General features: G+C 60.7%; 22 protein-coding genes and 1 other RNA gene. 14 read left to right on the top strand and 9 right to left on the bottom strand.

Annotated elements, in window-relative coordinates:
* Positions 1-221 precede the first annotated feature (221 nt).
* The 3 genes from zipA (at position 222) to JTJ32_RS03520 (ending at position 4965) form a co-directional block, all read left to right on the top strand.
* Entirely contained in the window at positions 222-1097 is an 876-nt protein-coding gene (gene zipA / locus JTJ32_RS03510; RefSeq protein WP_099228312.1) for a cell division protein ZipA, read from the top strand.
* 123 nt (positions 1098-1220) lie between these two features.
* Entirely contained in the window at positions 1221-3569 is a 2349-nt protein-coding gene (ligA, locus tag JTJ32_RS03515; protein ID WP_210040880.1) for an NAD-dependent DNA ligase LigA, read from the top strand.
* Between the two features lie 229 nt (positions 3570-3798).
* On the top strand, positions 3799-4965 hold the full coding sequence (locus JTJ32_RS03520; protein ID WP_210040883.1) for a zinc-binding metallopeptidase family protein: 1167 nt from the start codon (positions 3799-3801) through the stop codon (positions 4963-4965).
* A gap of 42 nt (positions 4966-5007) precedes the next feature.
* Here the strand turns inward: JTJ32_RS03520 and JTJ32_RS03525 are convergent, their stop codons facing one another.
* A complete protein-coding gene (locus JTJ32_RS03525; protein ID WP_210040885.1) occupies positions 5008-5496 on the bottom strand; it encodes a GNAT family N-acetyltransferase in 489 nt (162 codons plus the stop codon).
* Between the two features lie 204 nt (positions 5497-5700).
* Here JTJ32_RS03525 and ffs point away from each other — a divergent pair.
* An RNA gene (ffs, locus tag JTJ32_RS03530) (signal recognition particle sRNA small type) lies at positions 5701-5797 on the top strand.
* 158 nt (positions 5798-5955) lie between these two features.
* Here the strand turns inward: ffs and JTJ32_RS03535 are convergent.
* Complete coding sequence (locus tag JTJ32_RS03535) at positions 5956-6786, bottom strand: lipopolysaccharide kinase InaA family protein (protein ID WP_210040887.1); 831 nt, start codon at positions 6784-6786, stop codon at positions 5956-5958.
* A 461-nt stretch (positions 6787-7247) separates the two neighbouring features.
* Here JTJ32_RS03535 and JTJ32_RS03540 point away from each other — a divergent pair, with 461 nt between their 5' ends.
* Entirely contained in the window at positions 7248-8372 is a 1125-nt protein-coding gene (locus JTJ32_RS03540; RefSeq protein WP_210040889.1) for a mechanosensitive ion channel family protein, read from the top strand.
* Between the two features lie 8 nt (positions 8373-8380).
* Here the strand turns inward: JTJ32_RS03540 and acpA are convergent, their stop codons facing one another.
* On the bottom strand, positions 8381-10069 hold the full coding sequence (gene acpA / locus JTJ32_RS03545) for an acid phosphatase (protein WP_210040891.1): 1689 nt from the start codon (positions 10067-10069) through the stop codon (positions 8381-8383).
* A 222-nt stretch (positions 10070-10291) separates the two neighbouring features.
* Here acpA and dnaX point away from each other — a divergent pair, with 222 nt between their 5' ends.
* A complete protein-coding gene (gene dnaX, locus JTJ32_RS03550; RefSeq protein WP_210040893.1) occupies positions 10292-12484 on the top strand; it encodes a DNA polymerase III subunit gamma/tau in 2193 nt (730 codons plus the stop codon).
* Between the two features lie 61 nt (positions 12485-12545).
* Positions 12546-12872 carry a YbaB/EbfC family nucleoid-associated protein gene (locus JTJ32_RS03555; protein ID WP_004886053.1) on the top strand — a complete coding sequence of 109 codons (327 nt, stop codon included), beginning with the start codon at positions 12546-12548 and terminating at the stop codon, positions 12870-12872.
* A gap of 240 nt (positions 12873-13112) precedes the next feature.
* Here JTJ32_RS03555 and JTJ32_RS03560 read toward each other — a convergent pair whose 3' ends face one another.
* The 3 genes from JTJ32_RS03560 to JTJ32_RS03570 all read right to left on the bottom strand — a co-directional run bounded on the left by JTJ32_RS03560 (position 13113) and on the right by JTJ32_RS03570 (position 16359).
* Positions 13113-14579, bottom strand: coding sequence for an aldehyde dehydrogenase family protein (locus JTJ32_RS03560; protein ID WP_184319695.1), 1467 nt, complete (start codon positions 14577-14579; stop codon positions 13113-13115).
* 261 nt (positions 14580-14840) lie between these two features.
* Positions 14841-15233, bottom strand: coding sequence for a RidA family protein (locus JTJ32_RS03565; RefSeq protein ID WP_210040895.1), 393 nt, complete (start codon positions 15231-15233; stop codon positions 14841-14843).
* Positions 15223-16359, bottom strand: a complete 1137-nt coding sequence (locus JTJ32_RS03570; RefSeq protein ID WP_210041122.1) for a DSD1 family PLP-dependent enzyme — start codon at positions 16357-16359, stop codon at positions 15223-15225. Before JTJ32_RS03570 ends, JTJ32_RS03565 begins: the two co-directional genes overlap by 11 nt.
* A gap of 110 nt (positions 16360-16469) precedes the next feature.
* Between JTJ32_RS03570 and JTJ32_RS03575 the strand changes: the two genes are divergently transcribed.
* Together JTJ32_RS03575 and recR are read left to right on the top strand one after the other, a co-directional pair.
* Positions 16470-17354: a LysR family transcriptional regulator gene (locus tag JTJ32_RS03575; protein WP_210040897.1), complete on the top strand. Its 885-nt coding sequence runs from the start codon at positions 16470-16472 to the stop codon at positions 17352-17354.
* Positions 17355-17551: 197 nt separating this feature from the next.
* Positions 17552-18154, top strand: coding sequence for a recombination mediator RecR (gene recR, locus JTJ32_RS03580; RefSeq protein ID WP_210040899.1), 603 nt, complete (start codon positions 17552-17554; stop codon positions 18152-18154).
* Between the two features lie 21 nt (positions 18155-18175).
* Here recR and JTJ32_RS03585 read toward each other — a convergent pair whose 3' ends face one another.
* From JTJ32_RS03585 to fliK, 3 genes are all read right to left on the bottom strand, one after another.
* Positions 18176-19135, bottom strand: coding sequence for a metal-dependent hydrolase (locus JTJ32_RS03585; RefSeq protein ID WP_236059155.1), 960 nt, complete (start codon positions 19133-19135; stop codon positions 18176-18178).
* 73 nt (positions 19136-19208) lie between these two features.
* On the bottom strand, positions 19209-19532 hold the full coding sequence (locus tag JTJ32_RS03590; RefSeq protein WP_210040901.1) for an EscU/YscU/HrcU family type III secretion system export apparatus switch protein: 324 nt from the start codon (positions 19530-19532) through the stop codon (positions 19209-19211).
* Positions 19532-21151, bottom strand: coding sequence for a flagellar hook-length control protein FliK (gene fliK, locus JTJ32_RS03595; protein WP_210040903.1), 1620 nt, complete (start codon positions 21149-21151; stop codon positions 19532-19534). The genes JTJ32_RS03590 and fliK overlap by 1 nt, the downstream gene beginning before the upstream one ends.
* A 189-nt stretch (positions 21152-21340) precedes the next feature.
* Here fliK and ccmA point away from each other — a divergent pair, with 189 nt between their 5' ends.
* From ccmA to ccmE, 5 genes are read left to right on the top strand one after another with little or no spacing between them, the layout of a single operon-like run.
* Entirely contained in the window at positions 21341-21982 is a 642-nt protein-coding gene (gene ccmA, locus JTJ32_RS03600) for a cytochrome c biogenesis heme-transporting ATPase CcmA (protein ID WP_210040904.1), read from the top strand.
* The gene (gene ccmB, locus JTJ32_RS03605) at positions 21979-22650 is read left to right on the top strand and encodes a heme exporter protein CcmB (protein ID WP_184319714.1); all 672 of its coding nucleotides are present in this window, start codon (positions 21979-21981) and stop codon (positions 22648-22650) included. The genes ccmA and ccmB overlap by 4 nt, the downstream gene beginning before the upstream one ends.
* Before the next feature lie 55 nt (positions 22651-22705).
* A complete protein-coding gene (locus JTJ32_RS03610; RefSeq protein WP_210040906.1) occupies positions 22706-23500 on the top strand; it encodes a heme ABC transporter permease in 795 nt (264 codons plus the stop codon).
* On the top strand, positions 23497-23673 hold the full coding sequence (gene ccmD, locus JTJ32_RS03615) for a heme exporter protein CcmD (RefSeq protein WP_210040908.1): 177 nt from the start codon (positions 23497-23499) through the stop codon (positions 23671-23673). The genes JTJ32_RS03610 and ccmD overlap by 4 nt, the downstream gene beginning before the upstream one ends.
* Complete coding sequence (gene ccmE / locus JTJ32_RS03620) at positions 23670-24137, top strand: cytochrome c maturation protein CcmE (protein WP_210040910.1); 468 nt, start codon at positions 23670-23672, stop codon at positions 24135-24137. Before ccmD ends, ccmE begins: the two co-directional genes overlap by 4 nt.
* Positions 24138-24140 lie beyond the last annotated feature (3 nt).

Raw genomic sequence — 24140 nt, forward strand, 5'->3', positions numbered from 1 at the left:
CCTGTGGATGCCTGAAAGTGTGACGGTCGTGCGGTAGATATCAATTTGCGCACCAAAGAGGTGTAACAGACGGTGTAAAGTTACCTTTGGTCGTGCTAGTTTAGCGGCTACTTTTTATTTTTCCGTGGGCAAAATGCCAGTCAGAACATAGACTTGGCACCACGTATTAAAGGGGTTTAGGCCCTTATTTTCAGAATTCTTCATTAGAGGCACTGGATTACATGGAAATCGGTCTGCGCGAGTGGCTGATCGTCATCGGCATAATTGTCATTGCCGGTATTCTCTTCGATGGCTGGCGCCGTATGCGCGGCGGCAAGGGAAAACTGAAATTCAGGCTTGACCGGAGCTTTTCCAACCTTCCGGACGACGAGGAACCAGGCTCGGCCGAGGTATTGGGGCCGCCTCGTGTGCTGGATACCCATAAAGAACCTCAACTGGACGAGCACGACCTGCCGTCGATGAGCGCCAGTCCGCGAGACAATGCCCGCGAGAACGTTCGCGAGAGCAAGCGCGGCAACAGTGACAGGAAGCGCAAGGGCGAACCGCATCAGGGCGACCTGAATCTGGACATGGACGGCCCAAGCCTGTTCACCGGCCGTGACGATGACTTCCCGGACGACAAGCCGACCCAGATCATCACCGAAGAGAAAGACCTGCCTCCGGTTGAGGAAGTGCTGGTCATCAGTGTGATCTCGCGCAGCGAAAGTGGCTTCAAGGGGCCTGCGTTGCTGCAGAACATTCTGGAAAGCGGCCTGCGTTTCGGCGAAATGGACATTTTCCACCGTCACGAAAGCATGGCAGGTAACGGCGAAGTGCTGTTCTCCATGGCCAACGCGGTCAAGCCCGGCATTTTCGATCTGGACGACATCGACCATTTCAGCACCCGTGCGGTGAGCTTCTTCCTCGGTCTGCCAGGTCCTCGTCATCCGAAGCAGGCGTTCGACGTCATGGTGGCGGCAGCACGCAAGCTGGCTCATGAGCTGGACGGCGAGCTGAAAGATGACCAGCGCAGCGTGATGACCGCGCAAACCATCGAGCACTACCGCCAGCGCATCGTCGAATTCGAGCGCCGTGCCCTGACTCAGCGTCGCGGCTGAGTTTGCTGTGCCAGCCCTTGGCGAACCGCAATCGTTGCGTTCGGCAAGGGCTGGAGACCGGTACAACAGAACCACCCGATCGAGCAGCCCAGGCTGCTCTTTTGCTTTTCGAGAGAACACCGTATGAAGGCCGTCGAAACCCGAATCCTGGAACTGCGCGCAGAGCTGGATCAGCACAACTACCGCTACCACGTTCTGGATGAGCCCAGCATTCCCGATGTCGAGTACGACCGCCTGTTCCACGAACTCAAGGCGCTGGAAGCCGAGAACCCGCATCTGGTCACACCCGACTCGCCCACGCAGCGGGTCGGCAGCGCCGCCCTGTCGGCGTTCACTCAGGTGCGTCATGAAATGCCGATGCTCAGTCTGGGCAACGCCTTCGAAGAAAACGACATGCACGAGTTCGACCGACGGGTGACCGAAGGTCTGGACCTGCCCGAGGGCAGCCGCAAGGTTCAGTACAGCTGCGAGCCCAAGCTCGATGGCCTGGCGGTCAGCCTGCTGTATCGCGACGGAGCGCTGGTACGTGGCGCGACGCGGGGCGACGGGGCGACCGGCGAAGATATCAGTGTCAACGTGCGCACCGTGCGCAATATCCCGCTCAGATTGCATGGCACCGGCTGGCCCGAAGTGCTGGAAGTGCGGGGCGAAGTGTTCATGTCCAAGGCCGGTTTCGAGCGGCTCAACGCCAGCCAGCTGGAAGTCGGCGGCAAGACGTTCGCCAACCCGCGCAACGCCGCAGCTGGCAGCCTGCGTCAGCTGGATTCAAAGATCACGGCCAACCGTCCGCTGGAGTTCTGTGGTTACGGTCTGGGGCAGATATCCGCAGAAGTGGCCGACACCCACGTCGGTGTACTCAATCAGCTCAAGGAATGGGGTGTGCCGGTCAGTCGCGAGCTCAAGCTCGCCAATGGCATCGAAGAGTGTCTGGCCTATTACCACGATATCGGCGAGCGACGTCTGTCGCTGAGCTACGAGATCGACGGTGTGGTGTTCAAGGTCAACAAGCTCGCTGACCAGCGTGAACTGGGTTTTCGCGCCCGTGAACCGCGCTGGGCGATCGCTCACAAATTTCCGGCCATGGAGGAGCTGACCGAGCTGCTGGACGTTGAGTTCCAGGTCGGGCGCACGGGGGCGGTGACGCCGGTTGCGCGCCTCAAGCCGGTCAAGGTCGCCGGTGTCACGGTTGCCAACGCGACCCTGCACAACATGGATGAAGTGGCGCGTCTGGGTCTGATGATTGGCGACACAGTGATCATCCGTCGGGCCGGTGATGTCATCCCGCAAGTTGTGCAGGTCGTGATGGAGCGCCGTCCTGAGGGGGCCAGGCCTGTGGAGGTCCCGCAGACCTGTCCGGTGTGTGGCTCGCACGTCGAACGCACCCAGTTGATCAAGCGCAGCAAGGGCAAGGAAACCGTCAGCGAAGGCGCGGTTTACCGTTGCGTCGGGCGTCTGGCCTGTGGCGCGCAGCTCAAGCAGGCAATCATCCATTACGTGTCGCGTCGAGCCATGGACATCGAAGGCCTGGGCGACAAGACTATCGAGCAACTGGTGGACGAAAAGCTCATCGGCTCGCCCGCCGATCTTTACAAGCTGGAGTACGAACAGATCATCGATCTGGAGGGCTTTGCCAAAATCTCCAGTGAAAAACTGCTCAAGGCGATTGCCGACAGCCGTCAGCCAACACTGTCGCGCTTTATCTATGCGCTCGGCATCCCGGATGTCGGCGAGGAAACGGCCAAGGTGCTGGGGCGTTCGCTGGCGTCGCTGGACCGTGTCCAAAAGGCCTTGCCGGAAGTGTTGACCTACCTGCCGGACATCGGCATGGAAGTCGCTTACGAGATCCATAGCTTCTTCGAGGACGAGCACAACCGCAACGTGATCGACGCGCTGTTGGGCGAGTGTGGCCTGCAGCTGCAGGATCAGGGCGAACTGGGTGCCGAATTTGCCGCCAGCACCACACTGGACGGCCTGATCGATAAACTGCACGTGCCTTCGGTAGGGCCGGGTGCGGCGCTGAAGCTGGCCGAGAAATTCGGCACGCTGGACGCGATCATCGGCGCAGACTGGCTGGACATGCGCCAGGCGCTGCCCGAGAAACAGGCCAAGGCCGTACGCGATTTCTTTGACGACACCGCCAACGCCGAGCGCGCACGCGCCATCGAAGCCCAGCTCACGGAGTTCGGCATGCATTGGCGCAGCGAGAGGAAGGCAGTCGAAGGGCTGCCGCTGGCCGGACAGACCTGGGTGCTGACCGGCACGCTGGAACGCATGAGCCGCGACGTCGCCAAGGAGAAGCTTGAACGTCTGGGTGCCAAGGTGTCCGGCTCGGTCTCAGCCAAGACACATACCGTGGTCGCAGGGCCGGGCGCGGGGTCGAAGTTGACCAAGGCCCGGGAGTTGGAACTGACAGTGCTGGACGAAGATGAGCTGCTCAAGCGTCTGACCGAGCTGGGCGAACAGGTGACGTGAGCCATGCGCCCGGCTCACTGAATTCGCAGTCCTTGCCATTTGTGAAGCTGAGCGTCACGGGATGCATGCCCATCCGGCGCGATGGGCATGGTCATCGCTGTTCACATGAAAGCACCACTCTGGCCCGGAAAACCGACGTTTTCCGCCTTCATTCATTTGCCCGAATAATATTTTGAACCCCTGAAGCACTCGCATGATCTAGTCCATGCAAGGCCCACGGGAGATCGCCATGTATCGCTTTTTCGAGCAATTGAGTTCACGTATCACTGCGCCTTTCGTCGGTGAGACCAAACGCAACAGTAAAGTCTGGCAGTGTCAGTGCGGACAGTCGGTGTTTTTTCCCAATACCCAATGCCTGGCGTGTTCGGCGGCGTTGGGTTACCTGCCTGAGCAGGGGCGTATCGCGGCGCTGGAGCCAGGGCCTGAACCCACTACGTGGCGCCTGAGCGCTGAGCCGGATGCAGGTCTCTATCGGCGTTGCGCGAACCTGGACACGCCTGCGGCCTGCAACTGGTTGTTCCCGGCCCACAACATGGGTGAGTTCTGCGTTGCCTGCAGCCTCAACCGGACCATCCCGGACCTGTCTGTCCCTGAAAATGGCGAGCGCTGGCGCAAGGTCGAGACTGCCAAGCGGCGTCTCGTCGCGCAGCTGATTTCCCTGGGCCTGCAGGTCGTTCCCAAGACAATTGATGAAGAAGCGGGTCTGGCATTCGACTTTGTTGGCGTCGATCTGGAAGGCAATCTGCCCACCACCGGTCACGCCAACGGCCTGATCACGCTGAACATCGAAGAAGCGGACGATGCACACCGCGAAGCCATGCGCGTGCAGATGCATGAACCCTATCGCACCTTGCTCGGCCATTTCCGCCACGAAGTCGGCCATTATTACTGGGATCGGTTGATCGCCAATACGTATTGGCAGGAAAGCTACCGCAACCTGTTCGGCGATGAGCGCGCCAGCTATGCCGATGCGCTGGATCATCATTACAAGAACGGTGCGCCTGACAACTGGCAGGAAAGCTTTGTCAGCGCGTACGCCACCATGCACCCTTGGGAAGACTGGGCCGAGACCTGGGCGCATTACCTGCACATGATGGATGCGGTCGACACGGCGCTCGGTTTCGGCATGAGCGCTCGCGACATGGAACTCGACTATCAGCCGTTCCCGTTGGAAACGCTGTTCGATCCACAACACCCCGGCGGCCCGGCATTCCTGTCGTTCGTCAACGCCTGGATCGAACTGGCCGGGATGCTCAACGAGCTGTCACGCAGCATGGGCCAGCCGGATTTCTACCCGTTTGTACTGCCGCCCGCGGTCATTGCCAAACTGCACTTCATCCATCTGGTGATCCAGGATGCCGGCGGCAAGGCGGATGAGGTGTTGCAGGCTCAGTGAGCCGCAGGGAAAGCGCGCCTCTCGCAGAACCGGGCGCTGGCGTTAAAGCTTCAATACCAGTCGGCGCTCGAAGCCTATCCGTCCGCGATAGGCTTCGCCGGTATCGATCCAGCCCTGTCCGACATACAACCGAATAGCCGCCGCATTGTCGGCATCCACCGACAGCATCAGTTGCTGGATATCCGGCCATTTCAAGCCCAGTGCCGCAGGCAACGCCTTCAGGCACACCTTGCCCAGGCCTTTGCCCTGTTCTCGCCGGTCAATCTGCAGCGCATGCAAGGTCGCAGTGGCCTCTTCCAGTGCCCAGTGCGGCAGGCAATCCCCACGCTTGAGCATGAAAAAGCCCTTGGGCACTTCATCGACCAAAAACACGAAGCCTGCGATGTCGGCGCTGGGATTGACCAGCAGGGTATTGAGCGCAGCGTGGATATCGCCAGAGAACGGGATCTGTTCCGGCGCGATCTGGAGGCGTTCGAGCTGTTGGCATTGTGTCGGCGTGAGTGCTTCGTAGCTGACCAATCGAGTCTGCATGGGCAACCTGGCGGCTGATTATGATCGGAGTGGCAGAGTACAGGATCATTCTGTCTCTCTTCCAGCGCTCGAAGCTCGTCCCGGCCCCGTCACACAAGTGCTTGAGCCTGATCGAAATTTTTATCGAAACCAGTGGTTGTAAACTCGCTCCAGACCGGTACAATGGCGCGGCTCGCCAACTGGTGAGCGTCGTTATGGTGACCCCATCGGTCCCCCCGCAACGATTACCCGTGAACCTGGTCAGATCCGGAAGGAAGCAGCCACAGCGGGAACATTGTGTGCCGGGGTGTGGCTGGTGGGGGCACCACCTTAACGAGCCTCTGTCGGTCCTCGACGCAGCAACACACCTGACCTTATTGAATCGCCCGATCTGAATCTTCCGTCCGCTCATGCGTTCGCCTCAGCCATCGATATCCGCTCCCTGGATAATCGACGCCAACGCTCAGTGCATCTGTCTGACTACAGCTCACCCTCAAGAAATATCCGGCGGCGGTCCTTGCGGCCTATGTTCTCGTGTTTGCACACGTCGTAAAGCGCGTCGAAGCGGCTCATTACGACGCTGTCACGCTGGGTCATTCGATAAACCAGCCTGTCGTAGTCCGCTTCGGTAATGAACTTGTACAAGCCACGCCTGTAAAGAAAGCCCGTTTGAAAGGCGAGCGTTTCGGCAGCGTAGGGTGTCGGGCCGACGAAGCAGTTTTCCATGTCGATGACTTTCATCGGTTCGGCGCTGTTCTCGTCCAGCATGATGTTCAGCGCGGAGTAGTCCATGTGGTAGATGCCCTTGGCATTGCTGCGCCGCAGTAACTCAAGTGCATGTTCCACAAACCAGTGAACGCGTTCCGGGTTTTGCTCGAGCCAGTCCTGGCCGTCGCAATACCCGTCCAGCAGCTCGGTGAGCAGCAGTGTTTCCTGCACCAGCCCCAAGCCGCGGCGTATGTAACCGAAGCCGATAATGGAGGGTGAGGGTATTCCGCGCTGGCTGGCGGCCAGGGTGTTGTGCAGTTCTTCCACGGCCCAGTCATAGCGGCCGTCGGCGGTCTGTCGCCCCAGTGTCACACGCAGGCGTGATTTCAGGCTTTCGAGCAGTTGGGACTTGGCAAACAGCCGGGTGTCGCCCACCAGCAACGGTCCGCTGATGCGTTTGCGGGATTTGCTCTTGGGCTGGTCGAACCAGCGGCTGACGGAGTCGAGCAGTTCTGCTGAGGGTGGCTGGTTGAAGTGAAAGGTTGCGTTGTCCACCTGATGCATGTGCAAAAAGCTGGAAAGTGCTGTCGATACCGAAAGCATGGTTGAGTCCATTCTGATCTGTGTGAATGGCTGAGTGGTTCAGCTCATGAATATATATAACGCCGTGAATACGGTCGTTCGCTTAGTTGAGGAATTGTCTTTTTGTTCGACAATTCGGGTAGTTGATGGTGATGTTCACTCTTTCAGTGCATGAGTGCGATAAGTGCCCGCTTATGTGCCGCGAGCGCTCTACGGTGCCCCTTGCAGGACGCCATGAACGAGGCGTATCGGCAGGTTTCAGCAGATCCTTAGTTCAAATCTGCCTATTTGTCTGCAAATTGTCCGCCAATGTAACGGTTGGATGAATGTACAGAAAATTACACTGAACCCCTTATCATCAACACCGCCTAATCCTCTACGCGTCGCTTGAAACCGTGTTACGGCAAGGGGCATATCAGGTCGCTGCGGGTGTCAAAGGCTTTTCGGTCGGGCGTCTCGCAGCAATGCAGCCGGGGGACCGAATGGAACATGACATCATCGTCTTTTTTACAGACTCGCAATTTCTGGGCATATCGCTGGCGAACTGGATTCTGGCCATCGTCGCGTCGACGCTGAGCTTCGTGCTGGTTCGGGGTGCGATCGGGTTTGTGTTGCGCAAGATCCGCACGCGATCCTCTGCGCCCAATGCGCATCTGAGTTACATCGCCGTTGAAGTGTTGTCCGGCACCAGCAATACGCTGATATTGCTGGCATCGCTGCTGATCGGCGTCGGCATGCTCGATCTGCCGGAGCGCTGGCTCGGACGGGTCAGCAGCCTGTGGTTCGTGGTTGCGGCGCTGCAGGTCGGGCTATGGGCGAATCGGGCAATTGCGCTGGCGCTGTATCGTTATTTTGCACGGCACAGCAGCACCAGCACCTTTCAGGGCAGCGCGCTGGCGACCTTGAGTCTCTGGGGTGCCAAGGTCTTGTTGTGGGCCACGGTGCTGATGGCGATGCTGTCCAACGTCGGGGTCAACATCACGGCGTTCGTGGCCAGCCTCGGCGTAGGCGGTATTGCCGTGGCGCTGGCGGTGCAGAACATTCTCGGGGATGTCTTCGCCTCGCTGGCCATCGCGGTGGATAAACCGTTCGAGATCGGCGACTTCATTGTCGTGGGTTCGCTTTCAGGTACCGTCGAGCACGTTGGCCTTAAGACCACGCGCATCCGCAGTCTGGGCGGCGAGCAGATTGTCATGGCCAATGCCGACATGATCGGCAGCACCATTCAGAACTACAAGCGGTTGCAGGAGCGGCGCATCGTCTTCGACTTCAGGCTGACCTACGACTGTTCCGTGGATCAGGTGCGTGAAGTGCCCAGGAAGGTTGAAGAAATCATCCGCCGCCAGAAGAACGCGCGTTTCGACCGTTCGCACTTCCGCAGCTTTGGTGAGACGTCGCTGGAGTTCGAGACGGTCTACATCGTGCTCGACCCCAGTTACAACGTTTATATGGATGTGCAGCAGACGATCAATCTGGGAATCATGGAGGCGTTTGCCGACATGGATGTGCGCTTTGCCTTCCCGTCACGCACGGTGTATGTGGCGTCATTGCCCGAGTCCAGAGCGTCGAAGCGGACCGCTCTGGAGATGGACAACGCTCAGGCCTGACAGCCGATTCACGCTTTGTGGTGGTTGCTGAACTGCAGGGCGTTGGTCAGATCGCCCATGGGCTGTTGGCCGCGGGCGATCATTGCGTCATCCCGGCGTTTGAGGCCGTCGAGCTTTTCCAGGCCGTGAATGCGGGTGATCAGGCGCAGAATCGAGGCGGTGTCGTATATCGTGTGGTCGACCGTGCCTTTGCGGGCAAACGGTGAGATGACCAGCGCCGGAATGCGTGTGCCGGGGCCGAAGCGGTCACCCTTGGGTGGCGCAACGTGGTCCCACCAGCCGCCGTTCTCATCCATGGTGATCACGATCACCATGTTGTCCCATTGCGGACTGTTGCGCAGCACCTTGACCAAGCGGTCTATATGCCGGTCACCCGAGGCCACGTCGGCATAACCTGCGTGCATGTTCAGGTTGCCCTGAGGTTTATAGAAGGTGACTGCGGGCAGCTTGCCTGCTTCGGCGTCGGCCAGAAAACGATTGGTACTCGACTCGTCGCCCAGGCCGCCATCACGCAATCGCCGCTTACGCTCGGCAGGGTTTTGCGGACCCTGTTTTACAAAGTAATTGAACGGCTGGTGATGGTATTGGAAGTTGGGGATCTTCGGGATGCCGGTGGAGTCCTTGAATTCATCCAGCGTGACCTGCCAGGCGCCTGCGTACCATGCCCAGTCAATGTCTTTCCTGGACAGCTTGTCGCCGATGTGTTCATGATTCTGCGGCACCAGCACGTTGGCCAGGTCCGGTTTGGAATAGTCGGGGTTCTGCGGATCGCGCAGCCAGGTCGGCCAGTAGGGCGGCGCGAGGGTATTGACCGCGTAGCCGTCCGGCGTGATTGCGCTGGGACCGAACTGCGGGGGACCTTCCATCGCACTGGCAGGAGACTTGTCCAGCGGTTTGAGGCGCGGGTCTTCCGGGTTGTCGCTTTGCAGCGTCGCGATCTGCGATTTGGCAGGCGAGTTGGCGACGTCGGGATAGATCGGCGCCGTGGCTGAAATAAGGTACTGGTGGTTGAGGAACGAGCCACCGAAAGCGCCCTGAAAGAAGTTGTCGCAGAGCACGAACTCTTTCGCCACGTCCCACAGCCGCAGCGAGTATTGAGTCTGGGCGTAGTTGCCCATGGTCAGTCCACCCGAATCGGCCCAGGCCACGAAGCGGTCGTTTTTGCCTTCGTTGATCTGCATCTGATTCTGATAGAACACATGCCACAGGTCGCGTGTGACCAGACTCAGCGGCAGGTCTTCCTGGTTCGGGCCCTTGAGCGCGAAGGGCGCGTTGGGCAGGTTTTCCTGAAACTGCACACCGGCCGGGTAGGTAACGCCATCGACGCTCTGCGGACCGACCTGCAGAACACCACCCCAGGCGGGCGGCAGCTTGCTCAGCAGGCTGCCATCGCGGTCGCGCTGTTCATAATCAGCGGCTTCAAGGGAAGACAGCGGTTTTTCAACGCCTGGAAAGTTGCCGAACAGGTTGTTGAAACTGCGGTTTTCCGCATAGATCACCACGACCGTTTTGATGTTATCGCGCAGCGCCTTGTCCAGTGCTGCGCCGGTCAGCGGCTTCTCGGCTGCAGCCGGTGGCTTTTCACCGGCGGTGACGTAACTGCTGAGCGTAACGCCCGCGCCCAGCGCTGCCATGCCGCCCAGAAAGCGACGACGGCTAGGCTGGAGAGTGGACTCGTCGTCGGGTCTGTCGGTCATCGCGAATACCTGTCTGGATTATGTGTTACCAAAGATTTCAGGCGAGCGTAGCGATGGAATATGACGCTATTGCTACAGTGCGAACAGCCTCCTTTGATGAAATCGTGTTCACGAACAGGCAAATTCAGCCGTCAGGCCACAATAAGCAGGACACCGGATGCAATTTTGTCCCTGCTCGGCTAGCATTGGCGGTCTTCCGCTTACCAGTTGCGACGGTTTTCAATGAGTTATCAGGTTCTTGCACGTAAATGGCGTCCGCGCTCGTTCCGCGAAATGGTCGGCCAGACACATGTGTTGAAGGCCCTGATCAACGCGCTCGACAGTCAGCGCCTGCACCACGCCTATCTTTTCACCGGTACACGCGGTGTCGGCAAGACCACCATCGCGCGCATCATTGCCAAGTGCCTGAACTGCGAAACCGGCATTACCTCGACGCCCTGCGGCGTCTGTTCGGTGTGTAGGGAAATCGATGAAGGCCGCTTCGTTGACCTGATCGAGATCGACGCCGCGAGCCGCACCAAGGTCGAAGACACGCGTGAACTGCTGGACAACGTGCAGTACGCGCCGAGTCGCGGACGCTTCAAGGTGTACCTGATCGACGAAGTGCACATGCTGTCCAGCCACTCGTTCAACGCCTTGCTCAAGACGCTTGAAGAGCCGCCGCCCTACGTCAAATTCATCCTGGCGACGACCGATCCGCAAAAACTGCCGGCGACCATTCTGTCGCGCTGCCTGCAGTTTTCCCTGAAGAACATGACGCCGGAGCGTGTGGTCGAGCATCTGACCCACGTTCTGGGGGTCGAGAATGTGCCGTTCGAAGACGACGCGCTGTGGTTGCTGGGCCGCGCCGCCGACGGTTCGATGCGCGACGCCATGAGCCTGACCGATCAGGCGATTGCCTTTGGTGAAGGCAAGGTCATGGCTGCCGACGTGCGTGCCATGCTGGGTACGCTGGACCACGGTCAGGTGTTCGACGTTCTCACCGCGTTGCTGGAAGGCGATGCGCGTGGTGTGCTTGAGGCTGTGCGGCACCTGGCCGAGCAGGGGCCTGACTGGAACGGTGTGCTCTCGGAAATTCTCAACGTATTGCATCGTGTGGCGATTGCTCAGGCACTGCCCGAAGGTGTCGATAATGGACATGGCGACCGTGATCGCGTCCTTGCTCTGGCCCAGGCGCTGCCGGCCGAAGATGTGCAGTTCTATTATCAGATGGGCCTTATAGGCCGACGTGACCTGCCACTGGCTCCCGACCCGCGTGGCGGTTTCGAAATGGTGCTGTTGCGCATGCTGGCGTTCCGGCCAGCCGATAGCGAGAACGCACCGAGGCAGCCGCTAAAGCCAGTGGGGATCAGCCAGGCCACGGTTGATTCCCGGAATGTAGTGGCCGATGCAACACCTGTTGCATCGGTGGCTTCCCGACCGCCTGTCATGGCCGCGCCTGATCCCGCCTTTGAGGCGACGGTGCCTGCGCCCGAACCGGCGCCGGTTAACGTTGCGCCGGTGAAGCCTGAGCCCGAGCAGGCTCAACCTGCACCGCCAGCGCCTGCCGAAGAAGTCGACCTGCCGTGGAACGAGCCGAAAACGCCCGTCGCCGAGGCGACGCCTGAGCCCGTCGCGCAACCCGCCGAAGTGCCGGTTGCCGAGCCTGTTCTGGAAACCCTTGGCGAACAGCCTGATCTGACGCCCATGCCGACGCCTGCGCCCGCAAGTCCCGTTCCGGACGCGCCGCAGGTCGAGGAGCAACAGGCGCAGGACCAGCTGGCCGAAGAACCCCAGCCGGTTGCCGGGCAGGTTGTCACGCCCGCCATGCTCGAAGCGATTCCGGACGCGGCGTATCTGTCAGCCCCCATGGACCGCGACGATGAGCCGCCACCGGACGATGATTATGTTGAACCGGACGTGGACATCGACCCTGCGTCCTACGCCTATCTGGATGAGCTGGCGCATGAGAGCGTCGGTGATGCCGAACCGGTCGAACCCGAGCCGACGCCCGCTGCGATGCCTGCCACGGGCCTTGCGCTGGAATGGCTGGAGATGTTTCCCGGCCTGCCCATCTCTGGCATGACCGGCAGCATCGCTGCCAACTGTACGCTGATGGGCAAGGAGGGCGACGACTGGTTGCTGCACCTGGACCCGGCGCACAGCGCACTGTTCAACGCGACCCAGCAACGTCGGTTGAACGATGCGTTGAACCAGTTCATGGGGCGTACGATCAATCTGTCTATCGAGCTGATCAAGCCCGAGCAGGAAACGCCTGCCCAGGCCGCATCGCGTTTGCGTGCCGAGCGCCAGCGCCAGGCCGAGGCCTCGATTCATGCCGATCCGTTCATCCAGCAGATGCTGCAACAGTTTGGCGCAATGATTCGAGAAGACACGATCAAGCCTGTGGACGCTCCGGCAGCGCAGGCTCAATAACTGACGGCACGGCGCCTCGCGCGCTGCGCAAACGAACCATCCATATTCGAGGAGATATCCCATGATGAAAGGTGGCATGGCTGGCCTGATGAAGCAGGCCCAGCAAATGCAGGAAAAAATGGCCAAGATGCAGGAAGAACTGGCCAACGCGGAAGTCACCGGTCAATCGGGCGCAGGCCTGGTGAGCGTCGTGATGACCGGTCGTCATGACGTCAAGCGCATCAATCTCGATGACAGCCTGATGCAGGAAGACAAGGAGGTGCTGGAAGACCTGATCGCCGCGGCCGTCAACGACGCCGTGCGCAAGATCGAACAGGCCAGCCAGGAAAAGACCGCTTCCATGACCGCCGGCATGCAACTGCCGCCAGGCATGAAGCTGCCGTTCTGACGGTCGCTGTCGCGGGTATCAATGCCAGGCCATGTGCCTGGCATTTTTTTGGGCGCAGGTTTTTGCCGGGCTCTGAAACGTCTGTGTGACCGGGCAGATGGGATGCGGAGCGTTCCGGGCTGCATGCCCACGCAGGGCATGGGCACGATCAGCGTGAAAGCGACTTCCGTTCGTTTCGCTCCAGCATGGCAACGCCGCTCAGGAGGCGCTGCGTCCGCTCTCGAACGTTCGCTGCCGGGCTTAGTCCGCCCCGAACCCGACAATCGCCTTGGTCTCCAGATACTCTTCAAACCCCTGCACCCCATACTCGCGCCCGTTGCCGGAGCGCTTGTAGCCGCCGAACGGCGCCATCGGGTTCCAGGCCGGGTAGTTGAGGAGCACCTGACCGGCGCGAATTCGCGAAGCGACGGCACGAGCCTGCTGCAGGTCCTGGCTTTGCACGTGGGCCCCCAGACCATAGACCGTATCGTTGGCGATGGTCACGGCTTCATCCACGGTCTCGTAGGCGATCAGGCACAGCACCGGGCCGAAGATTTCTTCCTGAGCGATGCGCATTGACGTATTCACTTCGGAAAACACGGTGGGGCGCGCATAGAAGCCTTTCTCGAAGCCCTCGACACGACCCGGCCCGCCACAGATCAGCGTTGCGCCTTCGCCAAGTCCCGCCTCGATCATCGCCTGCACGCGATGAAACTGCGCTTCGTTGGCAATCGGGCCCAGCACTGTGCTTTCCGACTGCGGGTCACCGACAATGATCGCGTTGGCGGTTTCGATAGCCAGCGCTTCGACTTCCGCCAGACGATTCTTCGGCACGATCATGCGCGTTGGCGCACTGCACGACTGGCCCACGTTGCGGAACGCCGCCATGACGCCCAGCGGCACGGCTTTGGCGAAATCGGCGTCGGGTAATAACACGTTGGGGGACTTGCCCCCCAGTTCCTGCGTCACACGTTTCACGGTCGGCGCGGCGGCCTGGGCGACAAGGGCGCCTGCGCGATTGGAGCCGGTGATGGAAATCATGTCGATGTCAGCGTGCGCGGCCATCGCGCCGCCGACTTCCGGGCCGCTGCCATTCACCAGGTTGAAGACCCCGGCAGGCAGGCCTGCGTCGTGTACCAGTTGTGCGAACAGCAACGCGCTCAAGGGCGACAGTTCGCTGGGCTTGAGCACCACGGTACAACCTGCGGCGATGGCCGGAGCAACCTTGGCGGTGATCTGATACAGCGGCCAGTTCCACGGCGTGATAAGACCGCAGACCCCGATGGGTTCGCGCTGGATCGCAGTGCTGCCTTCAACGCTCTGAAACGCATAAGTGCCCAACAGATCCCGCGCAACCCGAACGTGCTCGGCCGCCAGCGGCACCTGCATCGCCCGCGCCGAGCTGATGGAGGCACCCATTTCCAGCGACAGCGCCTGCGCCAGGTCTTCCTTGCGCTCGATGATCAGCTCATGAATGCGGCCAATCACCTGAGCCCGCACTGCTGCCGGAGTGCCGGACCAGCCGGCAAAGGCCGCTCGTGCCGCTGCAACGGCGCGATCCACGTCTGCCGCTGTGCCACTGGCGACGTGCGCGACCACCTCTTCGGTGGCCGGATTGATCACCGGCAGCGTCGCCGCAACGGCGGGAGAGCACCAGCGACCATCAATGTAAAACTGCTGCGCTGTATGCGGATCGACGCGATGGCTGTTCGGGGAATGTGTGGTCATCCAGCGGGCTCCCTGGAGCAATAGAGGATCGGCTGCGGCGGATGGCTGCGAAGGCCAATCCGTTTCATATCAATAAGCTAACAAAGCGATCTGGATAAAAAGCGCCGATCTTCAAGGCTGCGAAGAATAATCTGCTGTATGCGGGCCGCTAAGCGCACGGAGCTGTTTCAGCAGTGCAAGGCCCGCTGTCAGCCGATCGCCTGGGTGACCGGCTTGAGCTGCCTGGGACGTGGCGTTTACCTGATCGTGGTGGGTGAATCGTCACGACGCGCTGCGTGCCAGCGCTTCGATCTCGATCAGGTAACCATGGTGCAACTCCGGGACGGGAACCACGGCGCGGGCCGGGCGATGCTCGCCCAGATACCGGGCGTAGATTTGGTCGAAAGCGGGCCAGTGTTTGACGCCTGCGACGTAGACCGTGACCTTGATCAGGTCGTCGGTGCAGCACCCGCCTGCGGCGAGAATCGCCAGCAGGTTATCCAGCGCGATGGCCGCCTGGATCTCGAACGGCTCGTCAAGGCTATGGCTGCCATCAGCACGCACGGGCAACTGTCCTGAAACATGCAGCAAACCCTGATGCCGCACGGCCTGGGAATAATGCCCGCCCGGCGTTGCGGCATCAGGCGTGTGGATCAGCTCGAGATCACCAGCCATGCAAGCGACTCCAGGTGTGCACGCTGCCTTCGGCATCCAGCGCGTGATAATCAGGAAATTGCGCGCCCGTGGCGCATGCGTGGTTGGGCAGGACGCGCAGACGGCTGCCAATCGGGAAACGCTTGGTGATGCCGCCACTGTCCTCGGCCGCCAGGGTAATAATGCCGTGCTCCTGATTGGCGCCAGTGACGCGCGCACCTTCGATCCAGTCACCGCGTTCAGTGCAGACCTGACCGTAGCCGAAATCCTTGCGCTGACGCTGTGTGCCGCGATCACGGCTCATGGCCATCCAGCCTGCATCGACGATGATCCAGCCCTTGTCCTGTTGGTGACCGATAACCGTGGTCAGCACACTCAGCGCAAGCTCATCGGCCGCGCAGACACCGATGTTGTGCATCACCAGATCGAAGAACACGTAAACGCCGGCCCTGACCTCGGTCACGCCTTCCAGGCTTTGCGCCGACAGGGCCGTGGGCGTCGAGCCGATGCTGACGTCGGGGCAGGGCAGTCCGGCATCACGAATTCGCCGGGCAGCACTGACGCACAGAGCGCGTTCCTGTTCGGCCATCGCCTGCAGTGCTTCGGGCGTATCCAGATCGTAGCTGGACCCGGCGTGGGTCATCACGCCACGCAATTGCATACCACCCTTGATCAGCAATTGCGCCACGGTCACCAATGTTTCGTCATCAGCCGCCAGACCGGAGCGATGGCCGTCGCAGTCAATCTCGATCCACACCTCGAAACGCTCGTCATGCTCCTGGCCGAACGCAACGATGCTGTGCGCGGCAACGATGCTGTCAGTCAGGATGCTCAGGCGGCAACCCTTGCGGCGCAGGGCCAGCGCCTGATGCAGTTTGCCGGGAGCCATCGCCACGGCGTAAAACACGTCGTCGATGCCGTTGGCAAAACAGTGTTCGGCCTCCTTGAGTGTCGAGACCGTCACGCCGCAGGCGCCGGCAGCGAGTTGCGCCTCAATGACGGGCAGCGATTTGCTGGTCTTGACGTGCGGACGCAGGCGCACGCCAAGGTGATTCATGCGTTGCTGCATGCGCTGGATATTGTGCTGCATGCGCGACACGTCGATCAGTGCGACAGGCGTGTCGAGGAATGGCGGTACGTTAGGCATCAATTCGGCTGACATGCGTTTCGCTCGCGTGGCGGGGGACGCAGTCACTCTACTGTTCGAGGATGAAGCTGTGGTTCAATCAGGCTTCATCAATCCTTAAGCTGAAGTGAATGATCGCCATCGAAGATTTGCGTCTGGCCGTGACCCTGTCGCGCTGCGAGTCACTCAGCGCGGCGGCCAGGGTGCTGAATGTCTCTCCACCTGCATTGTCGATGCGGCTACGCAGGCTGGAGGCGCAACTGGGTATTACGCTGGCCAACCGTGATGCCCGGCGCTTGAGCCTGACTGCCGATGGCGAGCGCTTTGCCCGGGAAAGCGCGCATTTGCTGGAACAACTGGAAGCACTTCCTGAGTCCTTCAAACAGCGCGACGAACGTCTGGTCGGCACGCTCAGGCTGGCCGCGCCCTTCGGCTATGGTCGCCAGCGCATCGCGCCGCTGCTGGCGCGCTTTGCCAGACTGCATCCACAACTGCGCCTGCACCTCGATCTGCGTGAAACACCCTGGCCGGACCGGCATGACAGCGATGCTGTGATTCATATCGGCAGCCTCAACGACAGCCTCTGGATCGCCCGCACGCTGGCCCACAACAACCGCTGGCTGTGCGCCAGCCCTGCTTATCTGGAGCAGCACGGTATTCCCGCCTCGCCTGATGAACTGGCAGGTCATCGCTGCATCTGTATCCGGGAAAACGATGAAGACGTGACCCTCTGGCACATGAGCAAAGGCGCCGCGAAGAAGACGTTGCGTATCGAGCCGGCGCTGTTGACCAACGACGGCTCTGTCGCCCGCCGCTGGGCCGAGCAGGGTCTGGGCATCGTGCTGCGCTCTCAGTGGGATGTCAGCGACGCCATCGCCAGCGGCGCACTGGTGCGCGTGCTCGCCGACTGGCAACTGACCCGCGCACCCATCAATTTACTGGTACCGGTCCGTAAACAACGCAGTGCGCGGGTGCAGGCGCTGATGGAGTTTCTGGAGATGGCGTTGAAGGAGTGAGGGCGGTCCCCGTTTACACGTGATGCACCGTACAGGCAGATTTGGCTGCCGGTTCCCGGCAGATCGCCGGCAAGCCGCCTCCCACAGTCAGGCACCGTGAACACCTGCTATTGGTCGCACCCCTTCAACCCCGAATTGACGCTGGCGGCAACGCGCGGGTATAAACCGCGTCTTGTGTTTTTGTCGGACTTTTCTTCATGAGCTTCAGCCCCCTGATTCGCCAGTTGATCGATGCCTTCCGTGTACTGCCGGGCGTCGGTCAGAAAACCGCGCAGCGTATGGCGTTGCAGTTGCTGGAGCGTGATCGCAGCGGCGGTTCGCGGCTGGCGCTGGCCTTGAGTCAGGCGATGGAAGGTGTCGGCCACTGCCGTCTGTGCCGCACGCTGACCGAAGAAGAACTCTGCCCGCAATGCGCCGATGTGCGCCGCGACGACACGTTGCTGTGCGTGGTCGAAGGACCGACGGATGTCTACGCCGTGGAGCAGACTGGTTTTCGCGGCCGCTATTTCGTGCTCAAGGGCCACCTGTCGCCACTCGATGGTCTTGGCCCTGAGGCCATCGGCATTCCACAACTGATGGAGCGCATCGCCGGGCAGGGCACGTTCACCGAAGTCATTCTGGCCACCAACCCCACTGTGGAAGGCGAGGCCACCGCCCATTACATCGCCCAACTGCTCAACCAGAAAGGTCTGATCGCCTCGCGCATTGCCCACGGCGTGCCGCTGGGGGGCGAGCTGGATCTGGTCGATGGCGGCACGCTGGCGCACTCGTTTGCGGGGCGCAAGCCGATTTCGATGTAAGCGCCGAAAGGCGTCTTTTCATCAACGTGCTGTGCGGCGTTTTATCAACGCCTTCATAGCACATGCCAGTGCTTCGCTGTTGTCTTCCTTCCATGGGTGATAACCGGGAAGGAAATACCGGATCCATACCCATGCGTTGGAAGTGATCAGCCCCCTCGGGCCGAACATCAGCATGAACAGATGCCAGTAACCCATGAGCGGTTTGGCAGACCGCTTGTCCATCTGCAGCACTCGAAACAACGAGGCGTAAAACGCTATCCAGAACGGCGGGCTTATGACCAGAGTTGTGAAGGTGCGGTAGACGTAATGTCGCCACCCCGGTTTCACCACCTGCTCCCACGCTTCGAATGAGACCGACTTGTGCTCGATTTCTTCCAGAGAATGCCAGGTCAACAGCTCCCGATAACCTTCCACGCTGTCTTCCAGAAACCAGGGCATTTTCAGTAGCCTTGAGGAGGCAGCGGCGGTGTGATGTTCAAGCATCATGATTGCAGCCAGTCTGAACCATGGGGCCACCCATGTTCTGCGAGTCACGTCGAATAACGTTTGCCACCACCGCATGACTTCCTCTACGGGCAGCCCGGCCTGATCAAGCAGTGCGTTATAGCGCCGATGTTCGCGGGTATGAATGGCTTCTTGAGCCACGAGTCCGTCGATTTTTTCGATCAGATCAGCGTCGTCAATGCTGTTTCGGAACTGATGCAGCCCCTCAATCACATATCGCTCAGCCAGCGGTGTGATGATGGAAATGGTGTTGAACAGATGGGTGGTCTGAACGCAGCCGCCGTGCCAGTTCGTGACGCGATCAGGGGGCAAATCGAATTTCAAATCCCTGCGTACCGGGATCAATGAAATCAGCCCGGTATCTGAGCGCTTACATCGCAGTTCTGCTGAAATCGGGTTGGCATGAGTGTTCTTGCGTGCAGTGTGATCCATCACGAAGCTCTCCAAAAAATACTCGTGACTTAAGTAAACACCCATTTGAGATCCATGCCCGACCTTCCTTCACTCAAGAGACGAGCCGCAAGACTATTTCGCGATGACCTGACCTGCCTCACCGACGCGGCGTAATATCCCGCTCCACCGGCGGTGCATCCGGGTCCTGACCTTTGGGAAACTTGCCCCGCAAATGCCAGGCAAACGCGATGATTTCAGCGATGGTGCGGTACAGCGGCTCGGGGATGCTGTCGCCCAGTTCCAGGCGGGCGAGCAGTTTGACCAGTTCAGCGTTTTCGTAGATGGGGACTTCGTATTCGCGGGCGATGTCCAGAATGGCTTCGGCCAGTTGGTCGTCGCCCTTGGCGCTCAGGGTCGGAGCGCTTTGCCCGTCGTAGCTGAGTGCGATCGCCTGGCGCGGTGTGTCGTCGGTTCGGGTCATCAGGCGTTCTCGTCAATCCAGCGTTGTTCCAGAGCCGTTCGCGGACCCTGGGGTGGCGTCCCGTGGTTGCAGGCCAGTTCGCCGACGGCCAGGCCGCAGGCGATCAGCCGCTCGCGCAGATGGCCCAGTTCCTGGCCGATCAACGCTGCGCTGTCGGGCCGCTCCGCCCATAGCTGGCTTGATAACGTGCCGCGCAACAGCTGGGCGTGTACCTGCATCGGCCCCAGCGGTTCGAGATCGAACGCCAGATCGACCTTCCAGAGCTTTTCCCGTGTTTCCTGAACGTCACCATCAGCCTTTTCATGCGTGGCTTCTTCGTCCGGCGTGTCCTCGCGCTGCACTTTGACCTGCAACGGCACGATGTCGTGGGCGTTGCGCATCGGTACTTCCATTTGCCAGGTGGTGACCTGCGTGCCGTCTGCGTTGGTGCGGGTCTGGTCCAGCCCGCCAAGTTGATGGCTTTGCACGCGTGAAACGGCGGCTGCGGCGAGCTTGAGAAGGATTTCCAGGTCCTCTTCCTTTTCGCCACCGCTGACCGAGCGTGATGGCAGCGGAAAGACGCTTGGCTGGGTACGCGCTGCCACCAGCCCTAGAGTGCCCAGTGCGTTGCGAATGGCGTTGGGCATGACCCGCGCCAGGGTATTGGACGCCGCGGCTGCGTTATAGGTGGTGTTGTCCGGCAGACCCGGCAGGATCTGCGCGATCAGGCGGGTCAGGCTGGCCTTCAGGTCCGGCACCTGCATAGGGTTCATGCCCGCCTGCAGTTTCGCTTCCAGAAACAGGCCGCTGGCGTTGAGGGCCTGGGCGACGGTTCTGGGCGAGGTCATCTGTTCGATATCCGGGATGTCGTCCAGCAACTGGTTGATGCTGGCCTGCAACGGCGCGCTGATCGCCGGACTGTTGCGCGGCAGGTTTTGCAGCGCATTGAACAGGTTTTCCAGTGAGCCCTGACGGCTCTGCTGGGTGGCCAGTTGCTGTGCCACGGCCAGTTGATCGAAACGGCCGGGCAGGGCGACAAAGTTCAAGGCCTGATTGCCCTGCACCTGAGCGCTGAGCAGACTGCCGACCTTCAAGGGCTGCGGGCTGTCGATGGTCAGGCTGGAGCCGGCCAGTGCAGTGTTCAGCAGCATCACGATAGAGCGATAGGTGGCTGGCGCAGCGGTTGCGGGGGGCGCAGGCAGGTTGGCCAACTGGCTGACCGCTTGAGCGATCACTTGAGTCGTCAACACCTTGCCCTGCAAAAGCGTGCCTATAGGCATTTGCCGTGTATCGATGCTGGTCAGCGAATTTTTCAGCGCGCTGTTGAGTTGCTGCAAGGTCAGCGTCAACTCGTTGGGCGAGGCCTGCGTCAGTTGTAACAGGCTGCCGGGCGTGAAAGGCACGGCGCTGCTGACGGGCAGGTTGGTCTGGGTGCCGTTGGCGAGTATCAGTTTGAGCAGTAACTGGAAGTTCTGGTCGACCTGCTTGAGGGTCAGCACTTCGGCTTCGGCGGTCTGGCCTTCCGGTATCAACTGGGCCGACGCCTGCAGCAACGTCAGGACCTGCGCCTGGGTGATGCTGGCGCGTAGCTGTGCAGTCGTCGGGACCGCTGCGGGAACGCTGGTGATATCGCCTGTCATTGAATATCCGACCTGAGAAATTGCCCCTTGGGTGTCAGGACTCGTATGTATACTACCGACCCAAAGCGTTCTGGCCGTCATTAAGTTCCCTTCATGTAACGGCCGCATGATGCTCTACTTGAACTGTCACTTCCTCCGTTTGTGCTGTTTTCGGCGCATTTCGAGACAACGCGATACTGGAAGCGCTCGATGACTGCTGCGACGCCTCTTCTGCATGCCACTGCGCTGACCTGTGAGCGCGACGGACGGCTGTTGTTCGAGAACCTTGATCTGACGCTGCAGGCTGGCGACATGCTGCAGGTCTGCGGCCCCAATGGCAGCGGCAAGACCAGCCTGTTACGGTTGCTGTGCGGGCTGATGCAGCCGACAGAAGGGCAGGTCATGCTCAACGGCGTTGCGCTTGATCGTCAGCGCCCGGAGCTGGCCGGTCTCCTGTTGTGGATCGGCCATGCGCCGGGGCTCAAGGAGTTGTTGACGCCACTGGAAAATCTGTCCTGGCTGTATGCGCTGCAGGGGGGCGGCGAGCCTGCCGATTTCGATCAGGCGTTGAAAACCGTCGGGTTGAGCGGTTTCGAAGACGTGCCTTGCCATACCTTGTCGGCCGGACAGCAACGTCGTGTTGCGCTGGCTCGCCTTTACCTGCCGGGTCCGCCGATCTGGATACTCGACGAACCGTTCACTGCGCTGGACCAGCAGGGCATCAACCAGTTGGAAGCCTGTCTGGCTGAACACTGCGAGCGGGGTGGCGCGGTGGTGCTGACCACTCATCATGTCCTGGACCTCAAGCCTGCCGGTTATCGACAACTGAATCCGGGAAGCGGGCCGGTATGAGCAGGGTGTTCATCCTGTTGCTGCAGCGCGAGGCACGACTCCTGGCGCGGCGTCCGGCAGCGCTGGCCAATCCGCTGGTGTTCTTCGCCATCGTGATTGCGTTATTTCCGCTGGCTGTCGGGCCGGAGACGCAATTGTTGCAAACCTTGTCACCGGGACTGGTCTGGGTGGCGGCGCTGTTGGCCGTCCTGCTCTCGCTGGACGGGCTGTTTCGCAGTGATTTCGAGGACGGATCGCTGGAGCAGTGGGTCCTTTCGCCGCACCCTCTGGCCCTTCTGGTTCTGGTCAAGGTGCTGGCACACTGGATCTTTTCCGGGCTGGCGCTGGTGCTGGTCGCGCCTCTACTGGCCTTGATGCTGGGTTTGCCGGGACGCTGCGTGCCGGTGCTGATGCTGTCGCTGCTGCTGGGCACTCCGGTGTTGAGCCTGCTGGGTGCCGTGGGTGCCGCGCTCACCGTCGGGCTCAAACGTGGCGGACTGTTGCTGGCGCTGCTGATTCTGCCGCTGTACATCCCGGTGCTGATTCTGGGCAGCGGCGCGTTGCAGGCTGCCTTGCAAGGCATGCCTACAACCGGTCATCTGCTGTGGCTGGGCAGCCTGACCGCACTTGCGGTTACCCTGACACCTTTTGCGATAGCCGCTGGCCTGAAGATCAGTGTCGGCGAATAATTGAGGTTCCGGGGCCTGCCTGTCAGGCGCCCGGTAAGACCCTGGATGCACCGTGATGAAAAGCGATTCCCTTAAAAAGAGCAGCATCGGTTGGGCCTGGTTGCACCGGCTTGGCTCGCCGAAAGTCTTCTACGGCCTCAGCACACGCCTGCTGCCGTGGTTGAGCATCGCGGCGTGGTTGCTGATTGGCATCGGTGTGGTCTGGGGGCTGGCGTTCGCGCCGCCGGATTATCAGCAGGGCAACAGCTTTCGCATCATTTATATCCACGTGCCCGCCGCGATGCTGGCGCAGTCCTGCTACGTGATGCTGGCGATCTGTGGCGTGATCGGGCTGGTGTGGAAGATCAAACTGGCGGACGTTGCCCTGCAATCGGCCGCGCCCGTTGGCGCATGGATGACCGCGCTGGCGCTGGCGACCGGTGCGATCTGGGGCAAGCCAACCTGGGGCGCCTGGTGGGTGTGGGATGCGCGGCTGACCTCGATGCTGATTCTGCTGTTTCTATACTTTGGCCTGATCGCGCTGGGCAATGCCATCAACAATCGTGACAGCGCGGCCAAGGCCTGTGCGGTACTGGCGATTGTCGGGGTGGTGAACATCCCGATCATCAAATATTCAGTCGAATGGTGGAACACGCTGCATCAGGGCGCGACGTTCAGCCTCACGGAAAAACCGGCCATGCCTGCGCAAATGTGGCTGCCCTTGTTGTTCACCACACTGGGGTTTTATTGCTTCTTTGGTGCCGTGCTGCTGATGCGCATGCGCCTTGAGGTGTTGCGGCGCGAATCGCGTACCCAGTGGGTGCAGGCCGAGATCCTGCGCAGCCTCGGTGAATCGGAGCGCGCATCGTGAGTTTTGATTCGTTCGGCGATTTTCTGGCCATGGGCCGCCATGGCCTGTTCGTCTGGTCGGCGTATGGCTTCTGTCTGCTGGTGCTGCTGGTTAATGTGGCGCTGCCGGTGGCGGCGCGTCGCCGTCATCTGCAACACGAGGCGCGTCGTGTGCGTCGGGAGAAACGCACGTGAAACCGCTGCGCAGAAAGCGCCTGTTGATGATTCTGGCCATCATGTCAGGCATCGGTCTGGCCCTGACGCTGGCCCTCGGTGCGCTGCAGGAAAACATCAATCTGTTCTACACACCGAGCCAGATTGCCAATGGCGAAGCGCCTGTCGACACACGCATCCGGGCGGGGGGCATGGTCGAAAAGGGTTCGTTGCAACGTTCGGCCGACTCGCTGGACGTGCGCTTTGTGGTGACCGATTTCAACAAGTCGGTGACCATCACCTACCGTGGCATCTTGCCGGACCTGTTCCGCGAAGGGCAGGGCATCGTCGCGCTGGGCCGGTTGAACGCACAAGGCGAGGTGGTGGCCGACGAAGTGCTGGCCAAGCACGACGAGAAGTACATGCCGCCGGAAGTGACCAAGGCGTTGCGCGACAGCGGCCAGGCCGCACCTGCTGCGCCTTCCACCCTATCGAAACAGGGTTGATCG

Origin of the sequence: Pseudomonas alliivorans (assembly GCF_017826695.1) — a bacterium.
Lineage (GTDB): Bacteria > Pseudomonadota > Gammaproteobacteria > Pseudomonadales > Pseudomonadaceae > Aquipseudomonas > Aquipseudomonas alliivorans.

Coding starts and splice junctions, on each gene's coding strand:
- zipA (WP_099228312.1), top strand. CDS start 222: ATGGAAATCGGTCTGCGCGAGTGGCTGATCGTCATCGGCATAATTGTC.
- ligA (WP_210040880.1), top strand. CDS start 1,221: ATGAAGGCCGTCGAAACCCGAATCCTGGAACTGCGCGCAGAGCTGGAT.
- JTJ32_RS03520 (WP_210040883.1), top strand. CDS start 3,799: ATGTATCGCTTTTTCGAGCAATTGAGTTCACGTATCACTGCGCCTTTC.
- JTJ32_RS03525 (WP_210040885.1), bottom strand. CDS start 5,496: ATGCAGACTCGATTGGTCAGCTACGAAGCACTCACGCCGACACAATGC.
- JTJ32_RS03535 (WP_210040887.1), bottom strand. CDS start 6,786: ATGCTTTCGGTATCGACAGCACTTTCCAGCTTTTTGCACATGCATCAG.
- JTJ32_RS03540 (WP_210040889.1), top strand. CDS start 7,248: ATGGAACATGACATCATCGTCTTTTTTACAGACTCGCAATTTCTGGGC.
- acpA (WP_210040891.1), bottom strand. CDS start 10,069: ATGACCGACAGACCCGACGACGAGTCCACTCTCCAGCCTAGCCGTCGT.
- dnaX (WP_210040893.1), top strand. CDS start 10,292: ATGAGTTATCAGGTTCTTGCACGTAAATGGCGTCCGCGCTCGTTCCGC.
- JTJ32_RS03555 (WP_004886053.1), top strand. CDS start 12,546: ATGATGAAAGGTGGCATGGCTGGCCTGATGAAGCAGGCCCAGCAAATG.
- JTJ32_RS03560 (WP_184319695.1), bottom strand. CDS start 14,579: ATGACCACACATTCCCCGAACAGCCATCGCGTCGATCCGCATACAGCG.
- JTJ32_RS03565 (WP_210040895.1), bottom strand. CDS start 15,233: ATGGCTGGTGATCTCGAGCTGATCCACACGCCTGATGCCGCAACGCCG.
- JTJ32_RS03570 (WP_210041122.1), bottom strand. CDS start 16,359: ATGCCTAACGTACCGCCATTCCTCGACACGCCTGTCGCACTGATCGAC.
- JTJ32_RS03575 (WP_210040897.1), top strand. CDS start 16,470: ATGATCGCCATCGAAGATTTGCGTCTGGCCGTGACCCTGTCGCGCTGC.
- recR (WP_210040899.1), top strand. CDS start 17,552: ATGAGCTTCAGCCCCCTGATTCGCCAGTTGATCGATGCCTTCCGTGTA.
- JTJ32_RS03585 (WP_236059155.1), bottom strand. CDS start 19,135: ATGGGTGTTTACTTAAGTCACGAGTATTTTTTGGAGAGCTTCGTGATG.
- JTJ32_RS03590 (WP_210040901.1), bottom strand. CDS start 19,532: ATGACCCGAACCGACGACACACCGCGCCAGGCGATCGCACTCAGCTAC.
- fliK (WP_210040903.1), bottom strand. CDS start 21,151: ATGACAGGCGATATCACCAGCGTTCCCGCAGCGGTCCCGACGACTGCA.
- ccmA (WP_210040904.1), top strand. CDS start 21,341: ATGACTGCTGCGACGCCTCTTCTGCATGCCACTGCGCTGACCTGTGAG.
- ccmB (WP_184319714.1), top strand. CDS start 21,979: ATGAGCAGGGTGTTCATCCTGTTGCTGCAGCGCGAGGCACGACTCCTG.
- JTJ32_RS03610 (WP_210040906.1), top strand. CDS start 22,706: ATGAAAAGCGATTCCCTTAAAAAGAGCAGCATCGGTTGGGCCTGGTTG.